This window comes from Microbispora sp. H10885, from assembly GCF_014161415.1.
Classification (GTDB): Bacteria; Actinomycetota; Actinomycetes; order Streptosporangiales; family Streptosporangiaceae; genus Microbispora; species Microbispora triticiradicis.
In genome coordinates this window covers 338,948-365,008 of the sequence record NZ_JABBWY010000003.1, presented here as the reverse complement: position 1 = coordinate 365,008, position 26,061 = coordinate 338,948, and the positions used below count along the sequence as shown (strand labels likewise).

The 26,061-nt window shown below is 69.8% G+C and carries 23 protein-coding genes; 11 read left to right on the top strand and 12 right to left on the bottom strand.

Going from position 1 to position 26,061, the window contains the following annotated elements; translation table 11 throughout:
- Positions 1-45: 45 nt before the first annotated feature.
- The 5 genes from HHX37_RS10165 to HHX37_RS10145 form a co-directional block, all read right to left on the bottom strand.
- Positions 46-2,280, bottom strand: a complete 2,235-nt coding sequence (locus HHX37_RS10165; RefSeq protein WP_182885239.1) for a heavy metal translocating P-type ATPase — start codon at positions 2,278-2,280, stop codon at positions 46-48.
- 29 nt (positions 2,281-2,309) lie between these two features.
- Complete coding sequence (locus tag HHX37_RS10160) at positions 2,310-3,254, bottom strand: hypothetical protein (RefSeq protein WP_182885238.1); 945 nt, start codon at positions 3,252-3,254, stop codon at positions 2,310-2,312.
- Positions 3,251-3,463, bottom strand: coding sequence for a heavy-metal-associated domain-containing protein (locus HHX37_RS10155; protein ID WP_117409694.1), 213 nt, complete (start codon positions 3,461-3,463; stop codon positions 3,251-3,253). The genes HHX37_RS10160 and HHX37_RS10155 overlap by 4 nt, the downstream gene beginning before the upstream one ends.
- Positions 3,464-3,643: 180 nt before the next feature.
- Positions 3,644-5,068, bottom strand: a complete 1,425-nt coding sequence (locus HHX37_RS10150) for an MFS transporter (protein WP_182885237.1) — start codon at positions 5,066-5,068, stop codon at positions 3,644-3,646.
- 146 nt (positions 5,069-5,214) lie between these two features.
- Positions 5,215-5,496: a heavy-metal-associated domain-containing protein gene (locus HHX37_RS10145; protein ID WP_182885236.1), complete on the bottom strand. Its 282-nt coding sequence runs from the start codon at positions 5,494-5,496 to the stop codon at positions 5,215-5,217.
- Between the two features lie 394 nt (positions 5,497-5,890).
- Between HHX37_RS10145 and HHX37_RS10140 the strand changes: the two genes are divergently transcribed.
- A complete protein-coding gene (locus HHX37_RS10140; RefSeq protein ID WP_182885235.1) occupies positions 5,891-6,508 on the top strand; it encodes a DUF305 domain-containing protein in 618 nt (205 codons plus the stop codon).
- 49 nt (positions 6,509-6,557) lie between these two features.
- Here the strand turns inward: HHX37_RS10140 and HHX37_RS10135 are convergent, their stop codons facing one another.
- Positions 6,558-7,538, bottom strand: a complete 981-nt coding sequence (locus tag HHX37_RS10135) for a rubrerythrin family protein (RefSeq protein ID WP_220502747.1) — start codon at positions 7,536-7,538, stop codon at positions 6,558-6,560.
- A 147-nt stretch (positions 7,539-7,685) separates the two neighbouring features.
- Positions 7,686-9,173 carry a hypothetical protein gene (locus HHX37_RS10130; protein ID WP_182885234.1) on the bottom strand — a complete coding sequence of 496 codons (1,488 nt, stop codon included), beginning with the start codon at positions 9,171-9,173 and terminating at the stop codon, positions 7,686-7,688.
- A gap of 222 nt (positions 9,174-9,395) precedes the next feature.
- Here HHX37_RS10130 and HHX37_RS10125 point away from each other — a divergent pair, with 222 nt between their 5' ends.
- The 5 genes from HHX37_RS10125 (at position 9,396) to HHX37_RS10105 (ending at position 14,498) form a co-directional block, all read left to right on the top strand.
- Positions 9,396-9,650, top strand: a complete 255-nt coding sequence (locus tag HHX37_RS10125) for a hemerythrin domain-containing protein (RefSeq protein WP_220502746.1) — start codon at positions 9,396-9,398, stop codon at positions 9,648-9,650.
- A 156-nt stretch (positions 9,651-9,806) separates the two neighbouring features.
- Positions 9,807-11,468 (top strand): ABC transporter substrate-binding protein, encoded by a 1,662-nt coding sequence (locus HHX37_RS10120; RefSeq protein ID WP_182885233.1) that lies wholly within the window; start codon positions 9,807-9,809, stop codon positions 11,466-11,468.
- Entirely contained in the window at positions 11,465-12,400 is a 936-nt protein-coding gene (locus tag HHX37_RS10115) for an ABC transporter permease (protein WP_310740324.1), read from the top strand. The genes HHX37_RS10120 and HHX37_RS10115 overlap by 4 nt, the downstream gene beginning before the upstream one ends.
- A gap of 20 nt (positions 12,401-12,420) precedes the next feature.
- Positions 12,421-13,347: a carbohydrate ABC transporter permease gene (locus tag HHX37_RS10110; RefSeq protein ID WP_220502745.1), complete on the top strand. Its 927-nt coding sequence runs from the start codon at positions 12,421-12,423 to the stop codon at positions 13,345-13,347.
- 104 nt (positions 13,348-13,451) lie between these two features.
- Complete coding sequence (locus tag HHX37_RS10105) at positions 13,452-14,498, top strand: LacI family DNA-binding transcriptional regulator (protein WP_182885231.1); 1,047 nt, start codon at positions 13,452-13,454, stop codon at positions 14,496-14,498.
- A 74-nt stretch (positions 14,499-14,572) separates the two neighbouring features.
- Here HHX37_RS10105 and HHX37_RS36490 read toward each other — a convergent pair whose 3' ends face one another.
- From HHX37_RS36490 to HHX37_RS10090, 3 genes are all read right to left on the bottom strand, one after another.
- The gene (locus tag HHX37_RS36490; protein WP_182885230.1) at positions 14,573-16,516 is read right to left on the bottom strand and encodes an alpha-L-fucosidase; all 1,944 of its coding nucleotides are present in this window, start codon (positions 16,514-16,516) and stop codon (positions 14,573-14,575) included.
- 123 nt (positions 16,517-16,639) lie between these two features.
- Positions 16,640-18,742, bottom strand: coding sequence for a cellulose binding domain-containing protein (locus HHX37_RS10095; protein WP_220502744.1), 2,103 nt, complete (start codon positions 18,740-18,742; stop codon positions 16,640-16,642).
- A gap of 80 nt (positions 18,743-18,822) precedes the next feature.
- A complete protein-coding gene (locus HHX37_RS10090; protein WP_220502743.1) occupies positions 18,823-20,952 on the bottom strand; it encodes a cellulase family glycosylhydrolase in 2,130 nt (709 codons plus the stop codon).
- Between the two features lie 545 nt (positions 20,953-21,497).
- Here HHX37_RS10090 and HHX37_RS10085 point away from each other — a divergent pair.
- The 5 genes from HHX37_RS10085 to HHX37_RS10065 all read left to right on the top strand — a co-directional run bounded on the left by HHX37_RS10085 (position 21,498) and on the right by HHX37_RS10065 (position 24,764).
- The gene (locus HHX37_RS10085) at positions 21,498-22,007 is read left to right on the top strand and encodes an NUDIX hydrolase (protein WP_220499435.1); all 510 of its coding nucleotides are present in this window, start codon (positions 21,498-21,500) and stop codon (positions 22,005-22,007) included.
- 223 nt (positions 22,008-22,230) lie between these two features.
- Positions 22,231-23,262, top strand: a complete 1,032-nt coding sequence (locus HHX37_RS10080) for an inorganic phosphate transporter (protein ID WP_182885229.1) — start codon at positions 22,231-22,233, stop codon at positions 23,260-23,262.
- Positions 23,263-23,308: 46 nt separating this feature from the next.
- Entirely contained in the window at positions 23,309-23,713 is a 405-nt protein-coding gene (locus HHX37_RS10075) for an arsenate reductase ArsC (protein ID WP_182882118.1), read from the top strand.
- Between the two features lie 102 nt (positions 23,714-23,815).
- A complete protein-coding gene (locus HHX37_RS10070) occupies positions 23,816-24,055 on the top strand; it encodes a hypothetical protein (RefSeq protein WP_182885228.1) in 240 nt (79 codons plus the stop codon).
- Positions 24,056-24,158: 103 nt separating this feature from the next.
- On the top strand, positions 24,159-24,764 hold the full coding sequence (locus HHX37_RS10065) for a class I SAM-dependent methyltransferase (RefSeq protein ID WP_182885227.1): 606 nt from the start codon (positions 24,159-24,161) through the stop codon (positions 24,762-24,764).
- 54 nt (positions 24,765-24,818) lie between these two features.
- On the opposite strand, the gene HHX37_RS10060 is transcribed toward HHX37_RS10065, so the two are convergent.
- Both HHX37_RS10060 and HHX37_RS10055 read right to left on the bottom strand, forming a co-directional pair.
- Positions 24,819-25,190: an SgcJ/EcaC family oxidoreductase gene (locus HHX37_RS10060; RefSeq protein ID WP_182885226.1), complete on the bottom strand. Its 372-nt coding sequence runs from the start codon at positions 25,188-25,190 to the stop codon at positions 24,819-24,821.
- 7 nt (positions 25,191-25,197) lie between these two features.
- Positions 25,198-25,914: an SDR family NAD(P)-dependent oxidoreductase gene (locus tag HHX37_RS10055; RefSeq protein ID WP_182885225.1), complete on the bottom strand. Its 717-nt coding sequence runs from the start codon at positions 25,912-25,914 to the stop codon at positions 25,198-25,200.
- Positions 25,915-26,061: the final 147 nt, after the last annotated feature.

The following is a 26,061-nucleotide window of genomic DNA, read 5'->3' as shown; positions in this document are numbered from 1 at the left end:
GCGACCATGGTCGCGCGCGCCCCGCAGGCTCTGGCTGCGGCGGGTTCAGCGGAAGCGGCGGAGCCTGAGGCTGTTGCTGACGACGAAGACGCTGGAGAACGCCATCGCCGCACCGGCGATCATCGGGTTGAGCAGGCCCGCGGCGGCCAGCGGCAGGGCCGCCACGTTGTAGGCGAAGGCCCAGAACAGGTTGCCCTTGATCGTGCGCAGCGTGCGCCGCGAGAGCCGGATCGCGTCGGCCGCCACCCGCAGATCGCCCCGCACCAACGTCAGGTCGGCGGCCTCGATGGCCACGTCGGTGCCCGTACCCATGGCGAGCCCCAGGTCGGCCTGCGCCAGCGCCGCAGCGTCGTTGACGCCGTCGCCGACCATCGCGACCGTCCGGCCCTCGGCCTGCAGCCTCTTCACCACGTCGACCTTGCCGGCGGGCAGCACCTCGGCGATCACCTCGTCGATCCCGACCTCACCCGCGACCGTACGCGCGACGGCCTCGTTGTCGCCGGTCAGCAGCACCGGCGTCAGCCCGAGCGCGCGCAGTTCGGCGACGGCGTCGGCGCTGGTGGGCTTGACGACGTCGGCCACCACCAGCACCGCACGTGCCCGGCCGTCCCAGCCGATTGCCACCGCCGTACGGCCCGCGGCCTGTTCCTCCCCCAGTCTCTTCTCCAGCTCCGCGGGAAGATGCTGGGACCATTCCTCCAGCAGGCGGGGCCGTCCGACGAGTACGGCGTGGCCGTCCACGATGCCCTGCACGCCGAGGCCCTCGACGTTCGCGAAGTCCTCCGGCGACGGCAGTGCGCCCACCCGCTCGGCCGCGCCCCGGGCGATCGCCTGCGCGATCGGGTGCTCGGAGGCATGCTCCAGGGCCCCGGCCAGCCGGAGCACCTCGTCGTGGTCCTCCCCTTCGGCCAGGTGGACCCCGGCCAGGGTCATCCTGCCCTCGGTGACAGTGCCGGTCTTGTCGAGCACGACCGTGTCGATCGCGCGGGTCGACTCCAGCACCTCGGGGCCCTTGATCAGGATGCCGAGCTGGGCGCCGCGGCCGGTGCCGACCAGCAGCGCGGTCGGGGTGGCCAGGCCCAGCGCGCAGGGGCAGGCGATGATCAGCACCGCGACCGCGGCGGTGAAGGCCGCCCCTGCCCCCTCCCCCGTACCGAGCCAGTAGCCCAGGGTGGCGACCGACAGGGCGATGACGATCGGCACGAAGATGCCGGAGATGCGGTCGGCGAGGCGCTGCACCTGGGCCTTGCCGGTCTGCGCCTCCTCGACCAGCCGCGCCATCTGGGCGAGCTGGGTGCCGGAGCCGACCCGGGTGGCCCGGACGACCAGCCGGCCGCCCGCGTTGACCGTGGCCCCGGTGACGGCGTCGCCGGGCCGCACCTCGACGGGGACCGACTCGCCGGTGAGCATCGAGGCGTCGACCGCGGAGGCGCCCTCCTCGATCACGCCGTCGGTGGCGATCTTCTCCCCCGGCCGTACGACGAAGTGGTCGCCGGCCTTCAGCTCGCCGACGGGGACGCGCACCTCGCGGCCGTCGCGCAGCACGGCGACGTCCTTGGCGCCCAGTTCCAGCAGGGCCCGCAGCGCCGCGCCGGCGCGCCGCTTGGAACGGGCCTCGAAGTAACGCCCGGCCAGGATGAACGCGGTGACCCCGGCCGCGGCCTCCAGGTAGATGTCACCCGAGCCGTCGCTGCGGGAGATGGTCAGGTCGAAGCCGTGGGTCATGCCGGGCACCCCGGCGTCGCCGAGGAACAGCGCCCACAGCGACCAGCCCAGTGCGGCGATCGTGCCGAGCGACACGAGCGTGTCCATCGTGGCCGTGCCGTGCCGCAGGTTGGCCCAGGCGGCTTTGTGGAACGGCAGGCCGCCCCACACGACGACCGGGGCCGCGAGCGTCAGCGACAGCCACTGCCAGTAGGTGAACTGCAGCACCGGGATCATCGCCAGCGCGATCACCGGCACCGCGAGCACCACGGAGACCAGCAGCCGGGTCCGCAGGGCGGCGAGCTCGTCCGGCTCCGGGGGCGCCTGCTCCGGCCTGAGCGGCTCGGGGAGCTTGGCGGTGTATCCGGCCTTCTCCACCTCCGCCACCAGCGCCTGGGGATCCAGGTCTTCGGGGAAGGTCACCTTCGCCTTCTCCGTGGCGTAGTTGACCGTCGCGGTCACGCCGTCCATCTTGTTGAGCTTGCGCTCGATCCGGTTGGCGCACGACGCGCAGGTCATGCCGCCGATCGAGAGTTCGACCGCGCCTGTCGGCCGGTCACCGGTGATGGAGGCCATCACCCCTCCTTTCCGCGTCATGCCCGGCATCAGTGGCCGGAGTGGGCGTGTTCGGATCCATGGTCCGCCGTGGCGGCGGGAGCGGCCGCCGAGGGTTGCTCCGCCCGTACGGTGAAGGCGGCGGTGTGCACGGTCCCGTCGTGCTTGAAGTCGAGGAAGAGCCGGTAGTCGCCGCGGCTGGGCACCTCGGCGTAGAAGGTGATGCCCGGCCCGGCCGTGGTGACGCCGTCGCCGGGGGCGCCGTCGGGGTGGACGTGCAGGTAGGCCAGGTCGCCCACGCGCAGCGCGACCAGGTGGCCGTAGGCCGCGAGGTACGGCTGCAGGTCGGTCACGGGCCTGCCGTCCTTGCTGATCTCGGCGACGAGCCTGCTCGCCGCGCCCGGAATGAGGGTGCCGTCGAGCCGGACGGTGTATCCGTCCACCGTCACCGTACGGCCGGGCGCCGGCAGCGGCCGGGGCGCGTAGTCGCCGGAGGCGTACAGGTCGGCGCCGAGGGTCAGGCCTTCCCCGCCCTGGGGGACGAAGTCGGCGAAGACCCGGTAGGCGCCGGCCTCGGGCAGCGTCAGCGGCACCGACCAGGTTCCGTCACCGGCGAGCTCGGGGTGCACGTGCCGGAAGACCGTCGCGTCGCGGCTGACCACGATGAGGTGCAGCTTCTTGTCGTGCTGCGTCTCGTAGGCGGTCACCGGGCGGCCGTCCGGGCCGTCCACGGTGAACCGGAACTCGGTCCGCTCGCCGGGAGTGATCGTCGTGGTCCGCGGGGTGAGGGTGTAGCCGTTCTGGGACACCTGGAGCCCTCCCGGCACGTGGTCCGTCTTCGGCGCGGCCTGTGCCGGCGTCGCGTGGCCTCCGTGTCCATTGTTCACGGGCGCCGAGGGTGGAGTCGCGCCGACCGCACCGCCGATGCCGAACGCTCCCGCGAAGACCACGGCGAGGCCGAGGACGTAGGCGCCCATCCGGGCCGGTGTGTTCATGGGTGGTCCACCACTTCGTATCCGGCCTCCTCGACGGCGGCCCTGATCGTGGCCGTGTCGAGGGGGTTGTCGCTTTCCACGGTCAGGAGCCCGGTGGCCAGATCGACCTCGACACCGGTGACACCGGTGACCTCGCCGACCTCTTCCTTCACGGAGCTGACGCAGTGACCGCAGGTCATGCCGCTGACAGTGTAGGTGGCGGTCGTCATGACGCTTCTCCTTCTGTTGTCGATCGATCAGGAACGAACGAGACGGGCGACGGCGCCGGAGGCTTCCTTGACCTTGAAGTCGGCCTCGGCGCCGCCTTGCTCGGAGGTCCGTTGTCCTTCTTGAACACCCTACCCCCCTAGGGTATTTCGCCTTGTCCAGGGTGGACCCGCTCGACCGTCTCACACCTGCACGGACGTCGCTTCGGCGCCCACGGCGGCGGGGGTGGCCGGCTTCGGCCTGCGCATGAGCAGCAGGGTCAGTACGGCCCCTGTCGCCGCCAGGACCGCCGCGCCGACGAATGCGGCCTGGAAGCCGCCGGTGAGCGCGGCCGGGCTGTCGGCACCTCCAGTCGCGGCGAGCGCGGTCGTCACGGCCAGGCCGAGGGCCGAGCCGATCTGGTAGGTGGTGTTGACGATTCCCGAGGCCAGCCCGCTCTCCTCGGGCCGCGCGCCGGAAATCGCCGACATCATCGCGGGGATGTAGGCCAGGGACATGCCGACCGCCGCGGCCAGCGAGGCGGGCAGCACATCGGCGGTGAAAGTGCCGTCCGGCCGGACCAGGGACAGCCAGGCCACCCCCGCCGCCAGCACGGCGAGCCCGATGACGATCAGGGGCTTGGCGCCGAACCGGCCGAGCAGCCGGGCAGTGATCCCGATCATGAAGATCATGATCGCTATCGTCATCGGGAGCAGGGCCGCTCCGCTGGGGAAGGCGCTGTAGCCCAGGACCTGCTGCAGATAGAGGTTGAGGAAGTACCACATCGGGATCCAGGCGGCGCCCAGCAGCGCCATCGCCAGGTTGGCGACGGCCAGCCCGGGGGTGCGCCAGACGGCCGGCGGCATGAGCGGCTCCCGGATCACGCGCTGCACGAGCAGGAACACCGTGAGCAGCACGACCGCCCCCGCCAGTTCCAGCAGCGTGGCGGCCGAGCCCCAGCCCTGCTCTGGCGCCCGGACGATGGCGAACACGGCCAGGGCGATCCCGGCGGTGACGACGAGGCCGCCGAGCACGTCCACCGATCCGCGCCGGCCGGCGACCGCGGGCAACAGCGCGGGCACGGCCAGCAGGGTGGCGATGCCGATCGGGATGTAGACGACGAAGACCCATGGCCAGCTCAGATACTCGATGACGACCCCGCCGAGGAACACTCCGGCGGTGCCGCCGGCCGGCGCGGCCGCGCCGTACAGGGCCATGGCCTTGCCGAGCTCCCGGGAATCGTGGGAGAAGAGCATCATGAGCAGGGTCATCGAGGCGGGGGCGATGAGCGCGCCGCCGACGCCCTGCACGCCCCGGCCGAGGATCTCCACCCAGGGGCTGTTCGCCACGGCGGCCACGGCCGACCCGGCGATCAGGATCAGCCAGCCGGCCGTGAAGATCCTGCGTGCTCCGAAGATGTCGGACAGGCGGCCGCCGAGCAGCAGCAGGCCGCCGAATGCGATGACGTAGGCGTTGAACACCCACTGCAGCGCGCCCGGGGAGAAACCCAGGTCGCGCTGCATGTCGGGCAACGCGACACCGATGATCGAGGTGTCCATGATGACCATGAACTGGGCGGTGGCGAGCACGACCAGTGCCCGCCACCTGGGCGGATTGACGGCGTTCATGCCGCACTCCTGTTCTTCGCATCCGCCCCTCGATGGGAGGATGCGGTAAGGGGGTTGGGTGTGATGCGTGATCGGACCGGCCCCACGGGTGGGCGTGCATGCCGGTGCACGCCCACCGCTCTCTTCCGGGGCCCGGTCGCCTGGGCCTAACTCACCAGCGTGTAGCCGGCCTCTTCCACCGCGGCCCGGATCTCCTCGTCGGTGAACCCAGAGCCGCTGACGGTGACCGCGCCGGTCGGCAGATCGACCGTCACGCCGGCGACGCCGCCGACCTTGCCCATCTCCCCCGACACCGACGAGACGCAGTGACCGCAGGTCATCCCGCTCACCCAATAGACCTTGCCGTCCGCCGTTCCCGTCTCGGTGTCCGTCTCGGCGGCCACCTCGGCCTGAGCCGCCTCCGTGCCGCACGCGCATACCGTGCACATGTCCGCCATCCCTTCGTTTAGTACCCCCAGGGGGTATCGACGCGAGGACCGTAGCATACCCCCTGGGGGTTTGTCTGCCCGGTTCGCTCCCGTAGAGAACCGGGTGGTACGCCCGTCGGCGCGGTGAACCCCGGCGGCAGGGACGGCTCGGGGCTGTCGCCCACCCGCAGGTCAGGTCCAGAAACGATCCATGGGAAAGCCATGGGATGACGTCGCGAGGCGATGCGGGGAACCCACGGATCGCTGGGTAATGTCGCCACTGTCACTACGGGGGTGTGCGCGCAGGCTCGCTCCGCGACTCTTGTGATCCGGGTGTAGAAGACGCGTGCTCGACGGCCGTCCGTCGTCGAGCTTCAGCGAGATGCCCGCACCTGCACACGGAGAGTGTTCAGCCATGAAGCGTCTTGCCGTTCCCGTCGCCGTGCTCTCGACCGGTCTGCTGGCCGGTGCCTGCGGCTCCACAGACACCGCAACTCATGACATGTCGTCGATGTCGTCCATGTCAGCGACGCCGGCTGAATCGCGGGCTCCTGTCACCAGCTCGGCCGCGGATCACAACGAGCGGGACATCTGGTTCGCGCGGATGATGATCCCGCACCACCGCCAGGCCCTGGAGATGGCCAGGCTTGTTGAGGGGCGCGCCGCCGGCGGCAAGGTCAAGGAGCTGGCCAGGAAGATCGAAGCCGCCCAGGATCCCGAGATCCGGACGATGACCGGTTGGCTGGAGAGCTGGGGCGTTCAGGTCCCCGGCGAAGGCGTGCCGATGGACCATATGGACCACGACATGCCCGGAATGATGTCCGGCGAGGACACGAACAAACTCAAGGGCCTCGAAGGCGCCGCCTTCGACAGGGCGTTCCTGACGATGATGATCCAGCACCACGAGGGCGCCGTCACCATGGCCGAGGAGGAGCAGGGCGCCGGCGTCTACGAGCCGGCCAGGCGGCTCGCCGGCTCCATCATCACCAGTCAGTCTGCGGAGATCAGCACCATGAGGAAGCTCCTGAAGTAGGACTTCCGGGCGGGTGGGCGATGATTTCGTCGCCCATCCACCTCTGGTGTCAGCTCGACGTGGGGCACTGCCTGCCGAGCTTGGCGACCTTCTTGGAGAAGGCCTTCGCGTGCCTCAGTTCGTCCTTCGCGGTGCCGTTGAGCACTTCGGCCACCTCGGAGTCACCGGCCGCCGAGGCCTGGCGGGCGTACTCGGGATACATCCGCGTGCCCTCGTACGTCTCCCCCTTGATGGTCGCGCACAGGTTCGTCCCGGTGTCGCGGACCGCGCCGGCGAGGCTCGCGTGCTCGGCGAAATGCTCGGTGCGCTCGACGGCGGCGGTGCGGTGGAACAGCCTGGCGAGCCTGGGCTGCCCGGTCTCTCGCGCCCTGTCTCCGTAGAGGGTGTATTTGGCGTAGGCGAAGGCCTCGCCCTTCATCGCCGCCCGGAGGTTCTCCAGGGTCCTGGACGAGGAGACCTTGGACGGGCCGGCCTGGATCTCCACCGGCTTGGCCCGTACGTCGGTCGGGATCGTCGCCCCCGATGACGGGTCGGTGAGAGCCTTCTGCGCCTGGAGGAACTTCTCCCGGTGCCTGGCCTCGTCCTTGCCCACCTCGGAGAAGAGCCTGGCGGCCTCCCGGTCGCCGTCCGCCCCGGCCTGCTTGGCGAACTTCCGGTACATCGTCGTCGCCTCGTACGACTCACCGCTGACGCTGTCGCGGAGATTCGCCGCGTTGTCGCCGACCAGGCCGATCAACTCCGCCTGCTCGGTGAAGTGCTCGCGTAACTCACTGTGTGCGGTGTGCCGGTACAGGTTCGCGACATCGGGCAGGTTCTCCCGATCGGCCTGCTCGGCATAGGCGCGGTAGGTGACGTTCGCCAGCGCCTCGCCCTTCATCGACTTCGTGACGTTGGTACGCGTGGACGGGTCGACGTCGTCCGAACGAGGAGCGGACGCCGCCCTCGCGCTCCCGGCTCCCACGGACAGGAGGACGACCGTGCCCGCGATCGTGAGAGAGACCTTCCAGCAGACGAGACCTCGGGATTCCATGTGACCCCCCGATGTGCGCGCGGTCGGCATGAGCGGAGCGGTTTCCGCGCGGTCACCGAAGTCGCGACGGAACACCAGCCCTTCTGACGGTGATACCCCGCCGGCCGAATCCCCGGGGCTGGCGGTGGTCAAGGAATCGGACGCCGGTCAGGGCCGCCGGCCGCCGGCGGCGTGTCTCGGGAGGTAGGCGGTGTAGCCGGTGCCCCGGAGCCGGTGGGCCTTCCACGCCTGGGCGTAACCGGGAGGTGGGGAGCGTCTGTCGGCCAGCGCCGCGGTGGGTTCGGTGGCGGCGCGGCGCAGCAGCGCGGCTTCGGTGATGTTCCGGTTGTTGCCGCTGACGTCGGCGGAGGCGCAGCCGGCGTAGTAGCCGATCGGCTGCGAGTGACTGCCGGTGACCAGGCAGGGCGGGTGCAGGCCGAGACGGCGCAGGCCGTCCGCGACAGCCCGGTAGCGGTCGGCGGTGGCCCGCGCACCGGCGGCCCTCTCCTGGAGCACCTGGAACTGCACCGTCAGGTGCGCGACGAGCAGCCCGGCCAGGACACCCGCGACGACGACACGGCCGGGGGCCGGACGGACGGCTCGCACCGTACCCGCCGCCAGCGTGGCGACGGGCAGGGCCAGCAGGGCGTAGACGGGCAGGAAGAAGCGCGGCGCGGAGTAGCCGACGAGGACGAGGTAAGGAACGCTCAGTGCGGCGGCGCAGACAACGGGCAGCACGGTCCCGGCCACCCGCCCGGTACGCAGGGCCACCGCGCACGCCGTCAGCGCGAGCACGGGAAGGGCCAGCCACCACAGCGTGAGCTCCGGGTGCGTCAGCGGGACCGTGCAGGGGCGGCACAGCAGGGGCCCGTTGAGGCTGCGCCAGGCGTCTCCGCCGGCCCAGTGCAGGCCCATGCCGCCCTCGGTCGCGCTGGACGCGTGCAGGCGGGCGCCGATGCCGCCCCATCGCCCGTACGCCTCGGCGATCCACTGGGCGCCACCGGCGGCGAGGCCGCCCGCGACGGCGAGGGCCGGGGCCGGACGCCGCCAGGCGGGCACCACGCCGCAGGCGGCCAGCAGCGGCGCCGCGAGCCAGACGCCGTCGGAGAAGCGGAAGAGCGTGGCCGCCGCGACGGAGCCGCCCAGGCCGAGGAGCACGACTCCGGAGGCGCCGGGCCGCTGGGCGCGCAGGAACCAGCCGGTCGCCGCCACCGCCGGCAGCGCCACCCACAGGTTGGGCATGGCCTGAGGTCCGTACAGCACGGTGACCCACAGGCCCGCGAACAGCAGGGTGGCGAGCGCGGTCCGGCCGGGCCCGAGCAGCGGGCGCCAGACGCGGTACGCCGCATAGAGCGCGACGGCCGACAGCAGCGCCAGAACGACCCTGATCACCGGGGTGGCGCCGGTGACGGCCATCAGGGGGGCCGCCAGGAAGCCGATCCCCCGCGATCGCGGCGCGCTGAAGTAGGCGGCCGGATTGCGTGGATCGACCTGGGACAGGTACACCGTCTCGTCCCAGCCCAGCCCGAGGAGAGGCGTGACGACAGCCAGCTGGACCGCCGCGTAGCCGGCGGCCACGAGGGCGAGCCACGGGATCCGCCCGCGCGCCCGGCCCTCCGCCCCCTCCTGCGGCCGGACCGCGGCCCGGATGGTCATGCGCCGATCACTTCGCCGTACGACCGCCGGATGGCCCCGGCCGGCCACAGGAGAAGGGAAGTGGACATCGTCCCCCCGGAACGCGGGCCCATTCGGATCACAGCAGCCTACCGACCGGCCATGCTTGCCGAGTGGTGACTGTTCGGGGGCCGTTCGGCACTGTCGGCCCGCACGTCGGGGCTGTCGTATGGAGGCGACACTTCCGTGCGTTGGAGGCTCGACATGCCGCGTCCTCTCGGTCAGGCACTGGCCGGTCCCCTCGGCGGAGGAGAGGCGACCGAGACCGTGAGCCGGGAGCACAGCGAGATCGACCGCCTGGCCCGCCGGATCGGCACACACGTGAGAGTCGCCGGCGCCGCCGGCCGGTTGCGGCCCGAGCAGCTGGAGGACCTACGCGCCTGCCTGTACGGGCTGCACTCGGTGCTGCGGCTGCATTTCGTCCAGGAGGAGGAGAAGTACTTCTCCCTCGCCCCCTGACCGTCGGGGCCGTGATTCTTTCATGGAAGGAGAGCCGTCCGACCAGGCCATAGAAAGTTTCGTTTATGCGGTGTTCTTGTTCTCCCCGAAAACGGGTCACTAGTCTCGCGGCAGCGTAGAAGCGCTTCGACGACCTCGAAGGGGACGGCCCCCACCGTGAGACCCGAGCTGAACCGCAGAAGCTTCGTCGCCCTCGCCGCGGCGACTCCCCTGCTCGCCGCCTGCGGCGGCGCGGCGCGGCAGAAGGCCGCCACGAACACCGGGGCGGGCCTGCGAGCGGCGTTGCCGTCCTACGTGCCCAGCGGCTCGGTCAGGCCGGACATCCCGTCCGTGGCGGGCGGAGCCGGAGCCGCCACCGATCCCGCCTTCCTGGCCTACCCCTCCGGCCGGGTCGCCACCGTCCACGGGACTCCGGGCAGGGGCGGGAGCTACACCGCCGTCACACCGCTGTGGGGCACGGTGCCCCCGGCGGGGAACTCCTTCTACGAGGCCGTGAACAAGGCCCTGGGCGTCACCCTCACCATGAAGCCGGCGGACGGCAACAACTACAACACCATCGTCCCGACGATGACGGCCGCCAGGCGCCTGCCCGACTGGATCCAGCTGCCGACCTGGTGGAACGCCGTCTTCGACGTCGGCGGGCTGGCGGGGACACAACTCGCCGACCTCACGCCCCACCTGGCGGGCGACAAGATCAAGAAGTATCCGAACCTCGCCGCCATCCCCACCGGCGCCTGGCAGACCGGGGCGTGGGGCGACAGGTTGTACGGCATTCCCTCCTTCTCCAGCGGCTTCGTCGTCGCCGGCGCGGTCTTCCACCGCCGGGACATCCTGGAGGCGAAGGGGATCACCGCCGGCCAGGTGCGGTCGGCCGACGACCTGATGAACCTGGGCAAGGAGCTGACCGACGCCAGACGCGGCGTCTGGGCCTTCGACGACGTGTGGACCTATCTCTTCCCCGCCTGGAACGTCCCTCTCACCTGGGATGTCCAGGACGGCAGGCTGATCCACAAGTACGAGATGCCACAGTTCTTCGAGGCGCTCGACTGGCACCACCGCATGGCGCGGGCCGGCTACCTGCACCCGGACGCCGCCGCCGGTCAGAACGCGAACGCCGACGCCCGCTTCTACTCCGGAAAGGTGCTGATCAGCGGTGGTGGCACCGGCGCCTGGAGCCTCGCCGACCACCAGTCCGGCACGGCCACCGACAGGGACTACCGCCGCGGCGCGTTCGACTTCTTCGCCGCCGACGGCACGAGCCCGCCTCGCGTCGCCATGGGGCCCTCCACGAACGTCGTCAGCTACCTCAGCAACAGGCTGAAGCCGGACCAGATCGAGGAACTGCTGGCGGTGGCCGACTATCTGGCCGCCCCCTTCGGCTCGGCCGAGTACACGATGGTGAACTTCGGGGTCGAGGGCGTCCACTTCACGATGGAGGACGGGGTTCCGACCGCGACCGAGGACGGCAGGAAGTTCGTCCAGGCGATGACCTTCCCGTTCCTGGCCTCGCCGCCCGCCGTGATCAGCAACCCCGGCGCCGAGGTCGTCACCAGGGACTACGCCGCCTGGCAGACCGCCAACGTCGGGGCGCTCTACAAGCCGGTCTTCTGGAACATGAACATCAGCCTGCCCCGGTCGCTGTCGGCGGCCAGCGCCGCGCAGGCCGTCGAGGACGCCGTCAAGGACTGCTACCACGGGAGAACGAAGGTCTCCGAGGTCCAGGCCGCCGTCTCCACGTGGAAGACCGGCGGCGGGGGCGACCGGCTCAAGCAGTGGATGACCGACAACGTGCTGGACAGGTACGGCACGGGTCGGTGAGCACATCGCACACGCGGCAGGAGCGTCCGGGCCTGCGGATCAGGCTGCGGCGCGACCGCTCTCTGCTGATCATGGTGGTCCCCGCGGTCGTCCTGCTGCTGGTCTTCAACTACGCACCGCTCTTCGGACTGCTCACCGCGTTCCAGTACTACGACCCGCCGGCCGGGGTCTGGAACAGCGAATGGGCGGGCGTCGAGCAGTTCCGCCGGCTGTTCGCCGACCCACTGTTCTGGGGCGCGCTGCGGAACACGCTTTACCTCAGCCTGGTCCAGCTCGTCCTGTTCTTCCCCATCCCGATCGCGCTGGCGCTCCTGCTTAACTCGGTGCTCGGCGTGCGGGTGCGCAACTTCGTCCAGTCCGTCGTCTACCTGCCGCACTTCTTCTCGTGGGTGCTGGTGATCACGATTTTCCAGCAGATGCTGGGCGGTGCGGGCGCGCTCAACCAGTTCCTCCGCTCCCACGACCTGCAGACATGGGACATCACCACCAATCCGGGCACCTTCGTGCTGCTGGTCACCTCTCAGGTGGTCTGGAAGGAGGCCGGCTGGGGGATCGTCGTCTTCCTGGCCGCTCTGTCCGCCATGAATCCCGGGCTCTACGAGGCGGCGGCCGTGGACGGCGCCGGGCCCTTCCGCCGGATGTGGCACATCACCCTTCCGGGCCTGCGCGGAGTGATCGTGCTGATGCTGGTGCTCCGCCTCGGCGGCGCGCTCTCGGTCGGCTTCGAGCAGTTCCTGATCCAGCGCGACGCCGTCGGCCACGAGACCGCGGAGGTGCTCGACACCTACGCCTTCTACTACGGCATCGCCACGGGCGACTACAGCCTGGGTGCGGCGGCCGGGCTCTTCAAGAGCGTGATCTCGCTCCTGCTCATCTGGGGCGCCAACAGGATCGCGCATTCCTTCGGCGAGGACGGGCTGTACCGGAGATGACCAAGGCGTTCACAACCGGCATGAGTGCGGCGACGGCACCGCGGGCGCGGACGGAACGCCCGCCCTGGCAGGAGCGGCCGACCGTCGCCGGCCGGTCCGCGAAGGGCGGCGCCATCGGCGGTGTGCTGGCGGTCATGCTGGTCCCGCTGTGGATCGTCGTGGTGACCAGCCTGTCCGCTCCCGATGTCGTCAACCGGGCCGGCGGCCTCGTCGTCTGGCCGGACGGCCTCACCTTCCAGGCCTACCGGGAGATTCTCACCGACCCGACCGTACGCACCGCGCTGTCGGTCAGCCTGGGCGTCGCCGTCGTCGGCACGGCGCTGTCCATGGTCGTCTCGGTCCTGTGCGCCTACGGGCTGTCGCGGCCGGGTTCGCCCGGGCACCGCCTCATCCTGGTGCTGCTGATCGTCACGATGTTCGTCGGCGGCGGGCTCATCCCCACCTTCCTGGTGGTGACGGGCCTCGGCGGCTACGGGCAGTGGTGGGCGCTGGTCCTCCCGAGCGCGGTCTCGGTCTTCAACATCCTGGTGCTCCGCTCCTTCTACGCGAAGACCTCCGGCGAGCTGATCGACGCGGCGCGGATGGACGGCGCGGGCGACTGGCGCATCCTCTGGTCCGTCGTCCTGCCCACCTCACGCGCGGTGACCGCGGTGATCGCCCTCTTCTACGCCGTCGGCTACTGGAACTCCTTCTTCAACGTCATGCTCTACCTGCCGACCGACAGCGAGAAGTGGCCGCTGCAGTACGTGCTGCTCACCTATGTCAACCGCGGGGCCGGGATGCCGGGATCGGTCAACGCGGGCTTCGGCATGGCGTACGCGCGGACCGCTCCCCTGTCGACGCAGATGGCGGTAGTGGTGCTGACCCTGGTGCCGCTCCTGGTCGTCTACCCGTTCGTCCAGAAGCACCTGCGCACGGGAGTTCTCACGGGCGCCGTCAAGGGGTGAACCACCCGGCCACCATGGGTGCCAGAATGGCTCCAGACCGTCGAAAGGCCGGGTGATCCAGGCGGCCGCCGTGGCGGACGCGCCGTTGACGAGGAAGGGTGAACGTGACGGACAACCGATCGGACGGGCCTGCGGCCGACGAGCAGAGCTCGCAGGGCGGCGGGCCGGGATCGGTCACCATCGCCTATATCGCCGAGTCGGCCGGGGTCTCGATCCCCACCGTGTCGAAAGTGATCAATGGGCGCTCGGGCGTGTCGGCCCAGACGCGCGCCCGGATCGAGGAACTGGTCAACCAGTACGGATACCGCAAGCCGACCGGCAACCGGAGCAACATCGTGGAACTGGTGTTCCGCGAGCTCGAGAGCATGTGGGCCGTGGAGATCATCCGTGGGGTCGAGCGGGTGGCCCGCAAGAACCGCGTCGGAGTCATGGTCTCGGAGTTCGGCCTCCGCGACTCGGTGGGCATGTCCATCGACGACACGGTCGGACGCCGCCCTCAGTGCGTCCTTTCGGTGGCGCAGCTCGCGCAGGCCGAGCGCGACCAGCTGACCGCGAAGGGCATCCCGTTCGTCGTCTTCGACCCGATCGACGAACTGCCGGACGACGTGCCGTTCGTGGGCGCCACCAACTGGAGGGGCGGCCAGGCGGCGACCCGGCACCTGATCGAGCTGGGACACCGCCGCATCGCCATGATCAGCGGCCCTGATCACCCGTTCTGCCGTGCCCGGCTGGCCGGCTACCTCTCCGCGATGGCCGAGGCCGAGCTGCCCGCGGACCCCGGCCTCGTGGTCCGCACCCTGCTGACGCGCGAGCACGGCTACGCCGCAGCGCGCGACCTGCTCTCCCGGCCCGACCGGCCCAGCGCCGTCTTCACCGCGAACGACCTGCAGGCGCTCGGCGTCTACCAGGCCGCTCGCGAGATGGGACTGTCCATCCCCCGGGACCTGAGCGTGGTGGGTTTCGACGATCTGCCGGTCGTGGCCTGGGTCGACCCGCCTCTGACCACGGTCCACCAGCCGTTGAACGAGATGGCGGCGGCCGCGACCGAGCTGGCGCTGGCCCTCGGGCGTGGCGAGGAGATCACCCAGGTCGGACTGGAGATCGCGACCACCCTCACCGTACGGGAGAGCACGGCGCCCCCGAAGGCCTGAGCACCAGGCGCCGGCCGGACGTGTCGTGCACGTCCGGCCGGCGTGGGTGACCCGCGCGCTCGCCGGTCGAAGCGTCAGCTTCGGGTCCACTTCTGGTTGTTCGCGCCGGTGCAGGACCAGATCTGGACCTTCGTGCCGTTGGCGGTGCCGAACGCCGAGACGTCCAGGCACTTGCCGGCGCCGACGGCGGTGACGGTGCCGTCGGAGTTGAGCCGCCACTTCTGGTTGTTCTGGCCGTTGCATTCCCAGATGATCACGCTGGTGCCGTCGGCCGTGCCGGCGCCGTTGACGTCCAGGCACTTGTTGCCGTAGACGCGCAGCTCGCTCGCGCCGGTGGTCGCCCACCGCTGGTTGACGCCACCGTTGCAGTCCCAGATCTGCGTCTGGGCGCCGTTGGTCTGGGAGACGTTGGCGACGTCGAGGCACCTGCCGGAGTTGACGTCGCGCAAGGCGCCGCTCGTCGTGCTGGGAGAGTTCTTCATCGGACCGTTGAAGGTCAGCTTCACCACGTACGCGAGCGCCGAGTACGGCTGGCCGGGCAGGGTGATGCGCAGGCCGGAGGAGTCCTGGGTGCGGGTGGGCAGGTTGACGTAGGTGCCTGCGGTGTCACCGATCAGCTCGGCCTTGCTCAGGTTGGACAGGTCCATCTTCCCGGTGGCCAGCGAGGCGAGGTTGAGGGTGGAGCCGGGCCAGCCGAGCACGGTCGCGTACAGGACGGTGTTGTCCTTGCTGCGGGTGTAGCGGATGTCCTGCGGCGTGCCGGCCCGCGGTTCGACGAAGCTGCCGCCGCCCATCTTGGTCGGGCCCTCGCCGTAGGTGGTCCAGGCGCGGGTGGCGTAGATCGACTCGCCGTTGCGCTTGAGGTAGGCGCCGATGGCGTTCAGCAGGTCCTTCTGGACCTGCGGGATCGAGCCGTCGGCCCTGGGCGAGATGTTGAGCAGCATGTTGCCGTTCTTGCTCACCCGGTCGATCAGCGCGTGGACCAGCGCGGCCGAGCTGTAGTACGTGAGTGTCGGGGTGTAGGACCATGAGGGGTTGCTGACGGAGTCGTCGGTCAGCCAGTAGGGGGAGCGGATGTCGGCGGGGCCGCCGCGCTCGTAGTCGTACACCTCACCGTTGGTGTTGAAGCCGTCCTTGTACGCCGCGACGACCTCCTTACCCCATGAGTTGGCCTGGTTGTAGTAGTACGACAGGAAGTTGAGCCGCTTGGCCTCGTCGACGAGGTAGAGGCCGCCGTCCTGCCAGATCATGTCCGGCCGGTACCTGTCGACGACCTCCTTCAGCTTGTCGTACCAGAGCTGCTGCTCCTGGGCGTTGGGGAGCTGCCCGTACAGCTTCTTCAGCGTGGTGGTCGACTGGGCGGGCACGTGGTCGTAGTAGCCGGTGAAGTTGTACAGGTGGTGCAGCGAGACCATGAACTTCAGGTTCTTGGCGCGGATCGCGTCGGCGAACAGGCCGACCAGGTCGAGCTTGGGCCCGCGGGCGACCGAGTTCCACTCGTTCACCTGGCTGTTCCACATGGAGAAGCCGTCGTGGTGCTCGGCCACGGGACCGGCGAACTTCGCGCCGGAGTCGGAGACCAGTTGCGCGAATTCCGCGGGGTCGAAGTTGCCGCCGGCGGACTTGAGCTTGGGCGTGAACTGCACCCAGTTGCCCGCCTTGTCGCGCGCGCCGTCGATAAAGTTGTGGTACGGCCACGCCGAGGGGTCGCCGTAGACGCTCTTGTGGTGGTTGTTCTCACTTGAGCCGTTGAGGTACATCGTGCGGGGGTACCACTCGGTGCCGTACTCCGGGGTGGCGAAGGCGCCCCAGTGCCAGTAGACGCCGAACTTGGCGTCCTGGAACCACTCCGGAGCGGCCGGGTGCTGGTCCACCGACGCCCAGGTCGGCTCGTAGACGGAGGGGGCGGCCGCGGCCGTGCCGCTCAGAGACGGAGCGGTGAGCAGGGCTCCGGCGAGCAGCGCGGCACCGGCGAGAGCGGTTCGCCGGCGCAGCCCGGGCAGCTTCGAGGGGGGCATGTCGTCTCCTGTCGTGAGAGGGTCGTATCGATTCGATGACGGCGACGCGCGCCGATCGCGAGCGGACAGGTGTTCCTCGTACGGCCATGGGGTGCGGACCGGACGGCCCGCACCCCGGGCGTGTCAGTACGAGTAGGTCGTGGTGCAGACGGTCCCGTTCAGGGTGAAGGAGGCGGGCGGCGGGTTGGCGCCGGTCTGGTCGCCGACGAACCCGAGGCTGACCGTGTTGCCGCCGTTCGGGGCGAGGTAGGTGTTCGAGCCGGCCGGGGTGACGACCACGTGCCGGCCGTCCGTCGAGAAGGTGCCGTTCCAGGTGCTGCCGGAGACGGATTCGGTCGCGGCCGGGAAGGTGAACGCCAGCGTCCATCCCGTGATGGGAGTGGGACCGGTGTTGGTGACGCCGATGTTCGCCACGAAACCGCTGCCCCAGCCCGTGGCGAGGTCGTAGGTGACGGCGCAGGTGCTGTCGCGCGGCGTGCCCGTGACGAAGGTGACCGGCTCCGAGGGCATCGAGAGATGGCCCCTCTGGTCGACGGCGAGCACGTTCAGCGTGTAGGAGGTGCCGGGGACCAGGTTCCGCGCGGTGAACGAGGTCGAGGTCGACTCGCCGAGCAGCACGCTGTTGGTGCCGAACTGCTGGTAGACCGCGTAGCGGGTGATGGCGCCGCCGGTGGACGGCCGCCAGGAGACGGTCGCGGTGTCGGCGGTGACGTCGCTCGCCGCCGGGCTGCCGGGCGCGGTCAGGGTGGTGCTGACCGGGTTGGTGGCCGACGGCGTGAGCTTGAGCGTCACGATCGAGTACGGCGGGATGACCTGCGTGCTCGCGGTGCCCTGCTTCGAGGTGGCTATCGAGGTGTACCCGGAGCCGAGGGTGTGGACCGTCGGCGTGGCGCCGCTGGGAGTCCAGCCGTCGTAGCCGAGATGCACGGTGTAAGCGTTGCCGGGGTCCTGGTTGATCAGCTCGACGCTGAGCCCGCCGTCGGCGCCCCGGGCCGCGTGCACGGTGACGAGCCGGTTGTCGGAGGCGGCCCTGACCAGCGTGTCGCCGGGCAGTGCCACCCTGCTGAGCATCTGCAGCGCGTAGTAGGGCGCGAACGGCGTGTTCAGCGGGGGTTCGCAGACGTTTTCACTGTTGCAGTTGCCGCTCGACAGCAGGCCTCCGTCGCCGTACGACGTCGTCCCATCGGGCGCGGTGGTGACCTCGCCCATCCCGTTGCGGGTGTCCCAGTAATCCACTGTGAAGACGCCGTTCTCCAGCGCGGCGAAGTAGACGTCCGCGGTGAACAGGCCGCCGACCTGGGTGTCCGACTGGTAGTTGGACGAGGTCTCGGTCAGCGCGATGCCGATGTGCGGGCCGTTCCGGCCGGCGTACTGGTCGATCTGCCGCCGCACCTGCTCCAGCTCGCCGGGAAGCAGCCGCACCTGCTGGAGGACGTCCGCGGCGGTGGTGTGGTTCGGGTAGTAGTGCATGATCACGAAGTCGATGTACGGTCCCGCGATCGACAGCACCGTCTGGTTCCAGGCCGCGCTGTCTCCGTCCCCGACGACGCCGTCCGGCCAGTTGCCCGGATCGGTGACCACGGCCCCGATCTTGATCGTGGGGTCGACCGCCTTCATCGCCCGGGCGTACTCCACCACGTTGTTCGCGTACGTGGCCGGCGTCTTGCTCTCGTGGTAGTCGAGTTCCCAGTCGGCGCCGTAGTGACCGTTGCCGAAGATCTCGTTGCCGATCTCCCAGTACTTGACGCCGTAGCCCTTGGTGACGTTCGCGTACTTCACCCAGTCGGCGGCCTCCTGGGCCGTGCCGGAGCCGTAGTTCGCGATGAGGATCGCCTGCGCGTCGATGGCCTTGACCGTGCCCATGAACGAGTCGAAGTCCGTCCCCGGCGCGACGTACCCGCCGCCGGAGACGGTGCTGGTCTTCCAGTGGAAGCCGTCGCCGTACGAGCCGCCGGGATACCGCATCATCCGCACACCGGCCTTGCCGAGAAGGTCCACCGACGCCGGGGTGTTCATGTTTCCGTCCCACACCGCCTGGTTGAGGCCGTACGCGGTGTCGGGCACCGTGCCGAGTCCCTCACGGGCGTTGACGGTGACCTCGACGGCCGGGGTCGCCGCCTGGGCCCCGGTGCCCGGGGTGGTGAGGACGGCCCCGGCGAGCGCCACCGCCACGACCATGGCGAGCCGGCGCCGACGGCCCCGGCCGCGGAGAAACGACAGGTCCACTGGTTCTCGCTTTCTGGAGTTCGCCCGCGCTGGGGACGGGGGCCGCGGCCGATGTGGCCGCGGCCCCCGTGTCGGTGTGGTCAGGTGGTGCTGCCGGTCACGTTGGCGCCGGACTTGGTGATGTAGTAGGTGATCTTCGTTCCACTCCAGAAGTGGAAGGTGAGGGTGACGCGGCCGTCGTTGACCTCGGCGAAGAACTCGGGTTTCAGGATGATGGTGTTCGCGGTGTAGTCGGGCTGGAAGCTCGCCCAGAACTCCTTGTACGAGGTCCAGTTGGCCGGTCCGGCGGGGCTGCCGTCGGCGTACTTGGCCTCCATCGTGGCGAGCTGGTCACCGCGGAACTGTGTGGGGATGGAGAACGAGGAGGTCGTGCCGGTGGCGGCGGCCTGGGTCGGCGGGTCAGAGGTGATGATGCTGATCTGCCAGGGCGCGCCCTGGGAGAAGCGGGCCTCGATGGTGGCGTTCACGCCGTACGCCCGGTTGCCGGCCAGCCGGGTGAGGGCGGCCGCGGTGAGGGTCAGCGTGGTGCCGGACACGGTGTAGTCCGTGCCGTTCGCGAGGTTGGTGCCGCCCTGCCGCAGGCCCTGGAACGAGGTGCCGTTGAGGTTGAGCGTGAGCGACCTGGCGGTGATCGTGCCGCTGCGCGGGAGATACACCTGGTCGGAGGAGGCCGTGCCGGATCGCATGGTCCAGCTGGCCTTCATCATCTCGTAGACGCCCTGGTCCCGCCATCGCAGCTCGTTGCGTTCCAGGAACGAACCCGCGTCCCAGAGCATGGTGGTGAGCTTGCGGATGCGGGCGTTGTAGCCGACGGCCTCGATGTACTTCAGGAACTCGCCGCGTTCGATGATGCCGGGCCGGGTGTAGTCGTAGGCGAGCAGCGCCCACTCTCCGATGATCACCGGGATCCCCCGGGACACGAACGTGTTGTACACCCGGTCGAAGCCGCCGACCAGGTCGCTTTCGACGTTGCTGTCGTAGCGGGTGCCACCGGCGATGTTGGCGCTGAACGGCCACCACCCGTAGAAGTGCACCGTCGCGGCGAGGTTGGGATCGTGCAGCTGGTTGAAGGTGCCCGTCAGCGCGTCCAGCCGGGCCTGCTCGGAGCTGGTGTACAGGGTGGGCAGCACGAGCAGCCGGGTGGCGTTGCCGCCGCCGGACGCGCGCACCAGGCGGACGAACGCGGTGTTGAGCTCGTTCAGCACCTGATCGCTCTCGCCGTCTCCCGAGGTGCCGGTGAACTGCGGCTCGTTGATGCTCTCGAACACCAGCTTCTGCGAGTGGTCACGGAACGCGCCGGCGAGCTGCCGCCACAGCGCGTTGTACCGGTTCATCACGGTCGTACGGTCGCCCGGGTACCCGTTGATCCACTGCCAGGAGTCGTGATGGAGGTTGATCATCACGTAGAAGCCCTCGGCGAGCGACCAGTCGACCACCTGGCGCACGCGGCTCAGCCAGGCGGCGTCGAGGGTGTAGTCCGGCGCCGGGCCGTGGTGGTCGCTCCAGGTGATCGGGATCCGGATGCTGTTGTATCCCTGGGACCGCACGTAGTGCAGCATGGCCTGGGTCGTCGGCGGGTTGCCCCATGACGTCTCGTCGGGGATCGCGTCGAAGGTGTTGCCCAGGTTCCAGCCAGGCTGCATGGCGGCCACCCTGGCCATCGCGTCGCCCGGCTGCGGAGACGCCGACGGCGAGGGGGACGGCGACGGGCTGGGCGACGGAGAGGGAGAGGGTGACGGCGACGGGGACCGCGACGGGCTCGCCGACGGCGACGGCGAGCCGACGTTCCCGGTGCACGTGACGCCGTTGAGCGTGAAGGTGCTCGGCGCGGTGTTGGCACCCGACCACGACCCGTTGAAGCCGAAGGAGACCGACGCGTTGGTCGCGATGGCCGCGTTCCAGCTCACGTTGACGGCAGTGACCTGCGCGCCCGACGAGGTGATCGTGCTGTTCCACGGCTGGGTGACCTGCTGCCCCGAGGGGAACGTCCAGGCGAGCCTCCAGCCGTTGATCGGGTCACCGAGGTTGGTGACGCCCACGTCGGCGGTGAAACCGCCCGGCCACTGGGAGGTGACCGCGTACGCCACGCGGCAGCCCGCGGCCGCCTGGGCGTTGACGGCCGTCATCACCCCCGCCGGCAGCAGCACGGCCAGGGCGCCGGCGACCATGCTCACCCACAGCCGCGCTCTGCGTAAGAGCCGCAGATTCAAGAGTGGCCTCCTTCGTCTTCTTTCACAGGTCCTTGTCGTGGCGGACGGAGGGCCCGCGCTGCGTGGAACCGCTCTCGCCGGTCGCATCAGGACGCACTGATGAACGGTGGAACATGGGTGGAACATTGGTGCGCTACCGTCGAACCGATTCGGATACTTCGGCAACCGAAAGTAGAGCCGTCTTATCTACGCAACAACAACTAAATATGGCGCGAAACATAGCATTGCGCCCTGCGGGAGTCGCCCTCCACCGCATCGACCCCGGGTGGGCACACAGACATCCGCATCAGGGTGATCCATGCGGGAAGGGTCTTACTCCCTCCCGCTCCACGTCAGCGACATGATCGCCACTTCCCTGCCAGTTGTTCGCACGTACTGGAGATAGGGAGCCGGAAAGTTTCGAGGACCGGAAGCTGAAAGTTTCAGTCCAAGGACACCGCGCGGCGAACGACGAACCGGTCCCGCCGCAAACCATCCGCGACGCTCGGGAACGCACCGGCGACGGGTTCCTTCCCTGCCCCGGGCCGCCGCCTAAGATCGGCGGAGTGACCGTTCCCGCCGTGCGGGCCAGCGCCCGCGTTCTGCTGGTCGACCGCGACGATCGGCTCCTGTTGTTCCGTTTCCGGGCCTCCGACGATCTGCCCGCCTCCCACTTCTGGGCCACGCCCGGCGGTGGTGTCGAAGACGGGGAAACCCTCTCTCAGGCGGCGGTGCGCGAACTGTTCGAGGAGACCGGTCACCTCCTCGCTCCGCAGCGGCTGAGTCCGGTGGTGGCGGTCTCCTCCGGTCCTGCCCGATTCGGCGAGTTCACCCTGCACGCTGTCGACTCGTTCTTCTTCACCCGCCTCGACCATCTGACCTTGGCTCCCTCGGACCTGGAGGCCCACGAACTCGAGGCGATCGCCGCACACCGCTGGTGGACCGTCCACGAACTTCAGACCACCTCCGACCTCGTCTTCCCCGTCGGCATCGGCGCGCTTCTGCCCCGGCTGCTCGCCGGTGACCTCCCCGCCGAACCGGTGCACCTGCCCTGGCGGCCGGCCGCTGCCCAGTGAGGTCAGGCGAAGCACCCTCGACCGTCCTGGCGCTATTGCCGTCGGAGAGATGAACAGCGATCATGAACTTCAGGTGACGAAAGGATGAACGCCGAGCAGGCGGCGGCGCCCGATGCGTCGGCTCCGAGAATCGCTCTTCCTTCTGACGTGTAGTCCGGCCCGGCCTTACCTGTTGCCGCGCGCGCTTTCACTCACGAGCACCACTACCCCCGGAGGCAGACGCATGGAAGTGCTCGTACTCTTGCTCGTGCTCCTGCTGGCCGCCGCCAACGGAGCGAACGACGTGCCGAAGGGCGTCGCCACGCTCGCCGGCGCGGGTGTGACGAAGATCCGCACGGCCATCGCATGGGGCACGGTGGCCACCGCCCTCGGCTGCCTCGTCTCGCTGACGTTGGCTTCGAAGATGACCCAGCTCTTCTCCAAAGGCATCGTCTCCGCCACGCCCACCCCGGCTTTCACGGTCGCGGTGCTGATCGGAACCATCTTCTGGGTCGTCCTGGCCACGATCCTGAAACTGCCCGTCTCCACCACCCATGCCCTGGTGGGCTCGCTGCTCGGCGCCGGGAGCCTGTTCGCCGGCTCTGCCGTCGAGTGGGGTGGACTGCTCGGGAAGGTCGTGCAGCCGCTGCTGCTGAGCATCCTGGTGGCCTACGCCATCTCGGCCGTACTGGGAATCCTCACCCGGAAGGTCGTGACGATCCGTACCGCGAGAAGGGAAAGGACCCCGGCTCCGGTCCCGGACCGTGATGCGGCGCAGGTCGCGACCGTGACGGCACAGGTCGAGCCGACCAAGGCGCAGAAAGCCATCGGGGTCGCCCACTGGGCGACAAGCGGGCTGGCGAGCTTCGCCCGAGGCCTCAACGACGCACCCAAGATCGTTGCTATCGGCTCCTTCGCACTGGTGGGCGGGATGACCCCGACCGGCCTGCTGCTCGCCGTGACCGCGGCCATGGCCGTCGGAGGCGTCGTGGCGGGCTCCCGCATCGCCGACCGGCTCGCGTACTCCGTGATCAAGATTCCGCACGTCGAAGGTTTCACCGCCAACCTCACGACCGCGGGCCTCGTCGGACTGGGCGCCATCCTGGGACTGCCCATGTCGACCACCCAGGTGTCGGCGGGGGCCATCTCCGGCATCGCGGCCAACGATCTGTCCAGGCTCAACAAGAAGACGGTCCGCGACCTCCTGATCGCATGGCTGTGCACGCCGCCCGTCGCCGCCGCCGTGGCCGCCGGGGCGTATCTTCTTCTCTCGTGACGGGGGCCGGTCCGCCCCGCTCCCCGACCGATCGAAGGGACCAGCCATGCCCCCGATACCCAGTGTCCTGTTCGTGTGCGTGCACAACGCCGGCCGTTCCCAGATGGCGGCCGGTTGGCTCGCGCATCTGGCCGGCGACCGCGTCCAGGTCCGTTCAGCCGGGTCGGCGCCCGCGGAGCGGGTCAACCCCGCCGCCGTCGACGCCATGCGTGAGGTCGGCATCGACATCAGCGCCGCGACGCCGAAGCTCCTCACCGCCGAGGCCGTCCAGGCGGCCGACGTGATCATCACTATGGGCTGCGGTGACGCCTGCCCGGTCTTCCCCGGCAGGCGGTACGAGGACTGGAAACTCGACGACCCGGCCGGGCAGGGCGTCGAAGCCGTGCGTGTGATCAGAGACGAGATCCACGACCGGGTGAAGGTTCTCCTGGCCGGACTGCTGAAACCCTGACGCGCTCGAACGCCGGGCACCCGGCCTCGTCGGCAGTGTCATCAATCCGCTCAGCGAGCATTTCCAGGCGACGGTCGAGCAGTCGTCCCGGATCTTCTGGGCGTGGTTGCTCGGCGTACTGTTCGGAGCGCCGCGGCGGGCATCGGAGTGCTCGCCGCGGCGACGTCCACGGGCGACAAGGGCCTGGTCCTCGCTGCCACCATGCTGGCGAACGCCGTCGCCACGGGAGCCTGGACGGCCGCCTATCCGACCTTCACCGAACTGTTCCCCACGCACCCGCGGGCCGCCGGAATCGGCACCAGCGTCGTCGTCGGACGGATCGGCGGCCTATCTCCGCGCTGAGCGCCGGGACCCGCGGCCCGGACGGCCGGACCTGGGCATCGGCCTCGCCGGTGCGTCCTTCGGCGGTCGCCTGCCGCCTCCTCCGGTCCGGGAGAATGCAGGCATGGCTGAACAGAGCATCTGGATGCAGAAGGTCGCCGCCGACCCCGATCACTCCACCTGGTTCATCGAGCGCTTCCGGTCCATGGCCCGCGCCGGCGACGACCTCGCCGGGGAAGCCCGCCTTGTGGACTCCATGGTGCCGCGCCATGCCCGCATCCTCGACGCCGGCTGCGGGTCCGGCCGCGTCGGTGGCGCGCTGGCCGAGGCCGGGCACGACGTCGTCGGCGTCGACGTCGACCCGGCTCTGATCAAGGCCGCCGAGCAGGACCACCCGGGGCCGCGATGGCTGGTCGGCGACCTGGCCGAACTCGACCTTCCCTCGCGGGGCATCCCCACGCCGTTCGACGCCGTCGTCTGCGCCGGAAACGTGATGACGTTCCTCGCACCGAGCACTCGTCGTGAGGTGCTGAGGCGCTTCCGTGCGCACCTCGCGCCGGGCGGCCGGGCCGCGATCGGTTTCGGCGGCGGCCGCGGTTACGAGTTCGGCGAGTTCTTCGCGGACGCGGCCGCCGTCGCGCTCGAACCCGACCTGCTGCTGTCCACCTGGGACCTTCGTCCGTTCAGGAACGACGCGGCCTTCCTGGTCGCCCTCCTCCGCCCTGCCTGACAGCGCGTAGCCGTCCGCTCGCCGTGGCTTGTTCCCCGGTGCGATCGCCGCTCCTCACTCGAGCCGGGAGACCTGGTAGTGGGCGATGCGCCAGCCCTCCTCGGTCCGCTTCACCAGCACGCTGAGATGGACGTGGAGGGTGGGCCGGTCGGTGAAGGAGAAGTCGACGGCCAGGTAGCCGAGGACGAGGTCGGCGGCGAGGGATCTGGACTCGACGATGCGGTACGCGGCGGTCAGCCCGGCCGGCTGGGAGTCGTAGTAGGCGGCGACGCCCGGCCTGCCGACGCTGTAGGGGCGCAGCCCCTGGAAGATCGCGTCTTCGGTGAACAGGGCGGCGACCTGCTGCGGCCGGTGCGCGCCGACGCCGGCCCGCCACCGGTCCAGCACGTCCCGCAGAATCGCCTCGGTGTCCGTGTCGGTGTTCATGGGACGCTCAGTGACCGGCGCTCATGCCGCCGTCGACGTGCAGGATCTCGCCGGTGACGAAGGGTGCGTTCTCCAGGAACAGGACCGCGTCCACGACGTCGCTCAGCTCGCCCATCCGGCGTACCGGGTGTAGTGCCGCCAGCGCCTCGTGGGTCTCCTCGGGGTGCATGGGCGTCTTGACGGAGCCGGGCGAGACGGCGTTGACCCGGACGCCGCGCGTGGCGTACTCGATGGCCAGGGACCTGGTGGCCGCCTGCAGGCCGCCCTTGGTCAGCGAGGCCAGCACGGACGGCACCCGCGCGTCGGGGTTGTCGACCAGGCTGGTGGTGATGGTGACCACGTGACCGCCGCCGCCCTGCGCCAGCATGCGGGCGATGGCGAGCTGGGTGACGTGGAAGAAGCCGTCGAGATTCACCCCCCGAATGGCGGCGTAGTCGCCGAGCGTGTAGTCGGTGAACGGCTTGGCGACGAAGATGCCCGCGTTGTTGATCAGCGTGTCCAGGCGGCCGAATCGCTCCACCGCCGCGGCGACCGCGCGCTCGGCGGTGGCCCGGTCGGCGACATCGCCCTGCACGGTGACGACGCCGGGATCAGCCGAGGGAGCGATGGTGCGCGAGACGGCGACGACGGCGTGGCCGAGTCTGCGGTAGCCCTCGACCAGGCCGACACCGATACCCTGCGACGCGCCCGTAACCAGAGCGACCTTCTGCTGCTGGATGCCCATGATGACTCCTTCTAGCCTCTTCACAGTCTGCAATAGACGATCGGTCGTCTATTCATATGTGAAGTTAGGCAGTGGCCAAGGAGAAGTCAAAGCTGGGCCGGGACCGGAATCCTCCTACCTGATAGGCAGAACCTCTTAGCGCTGGTG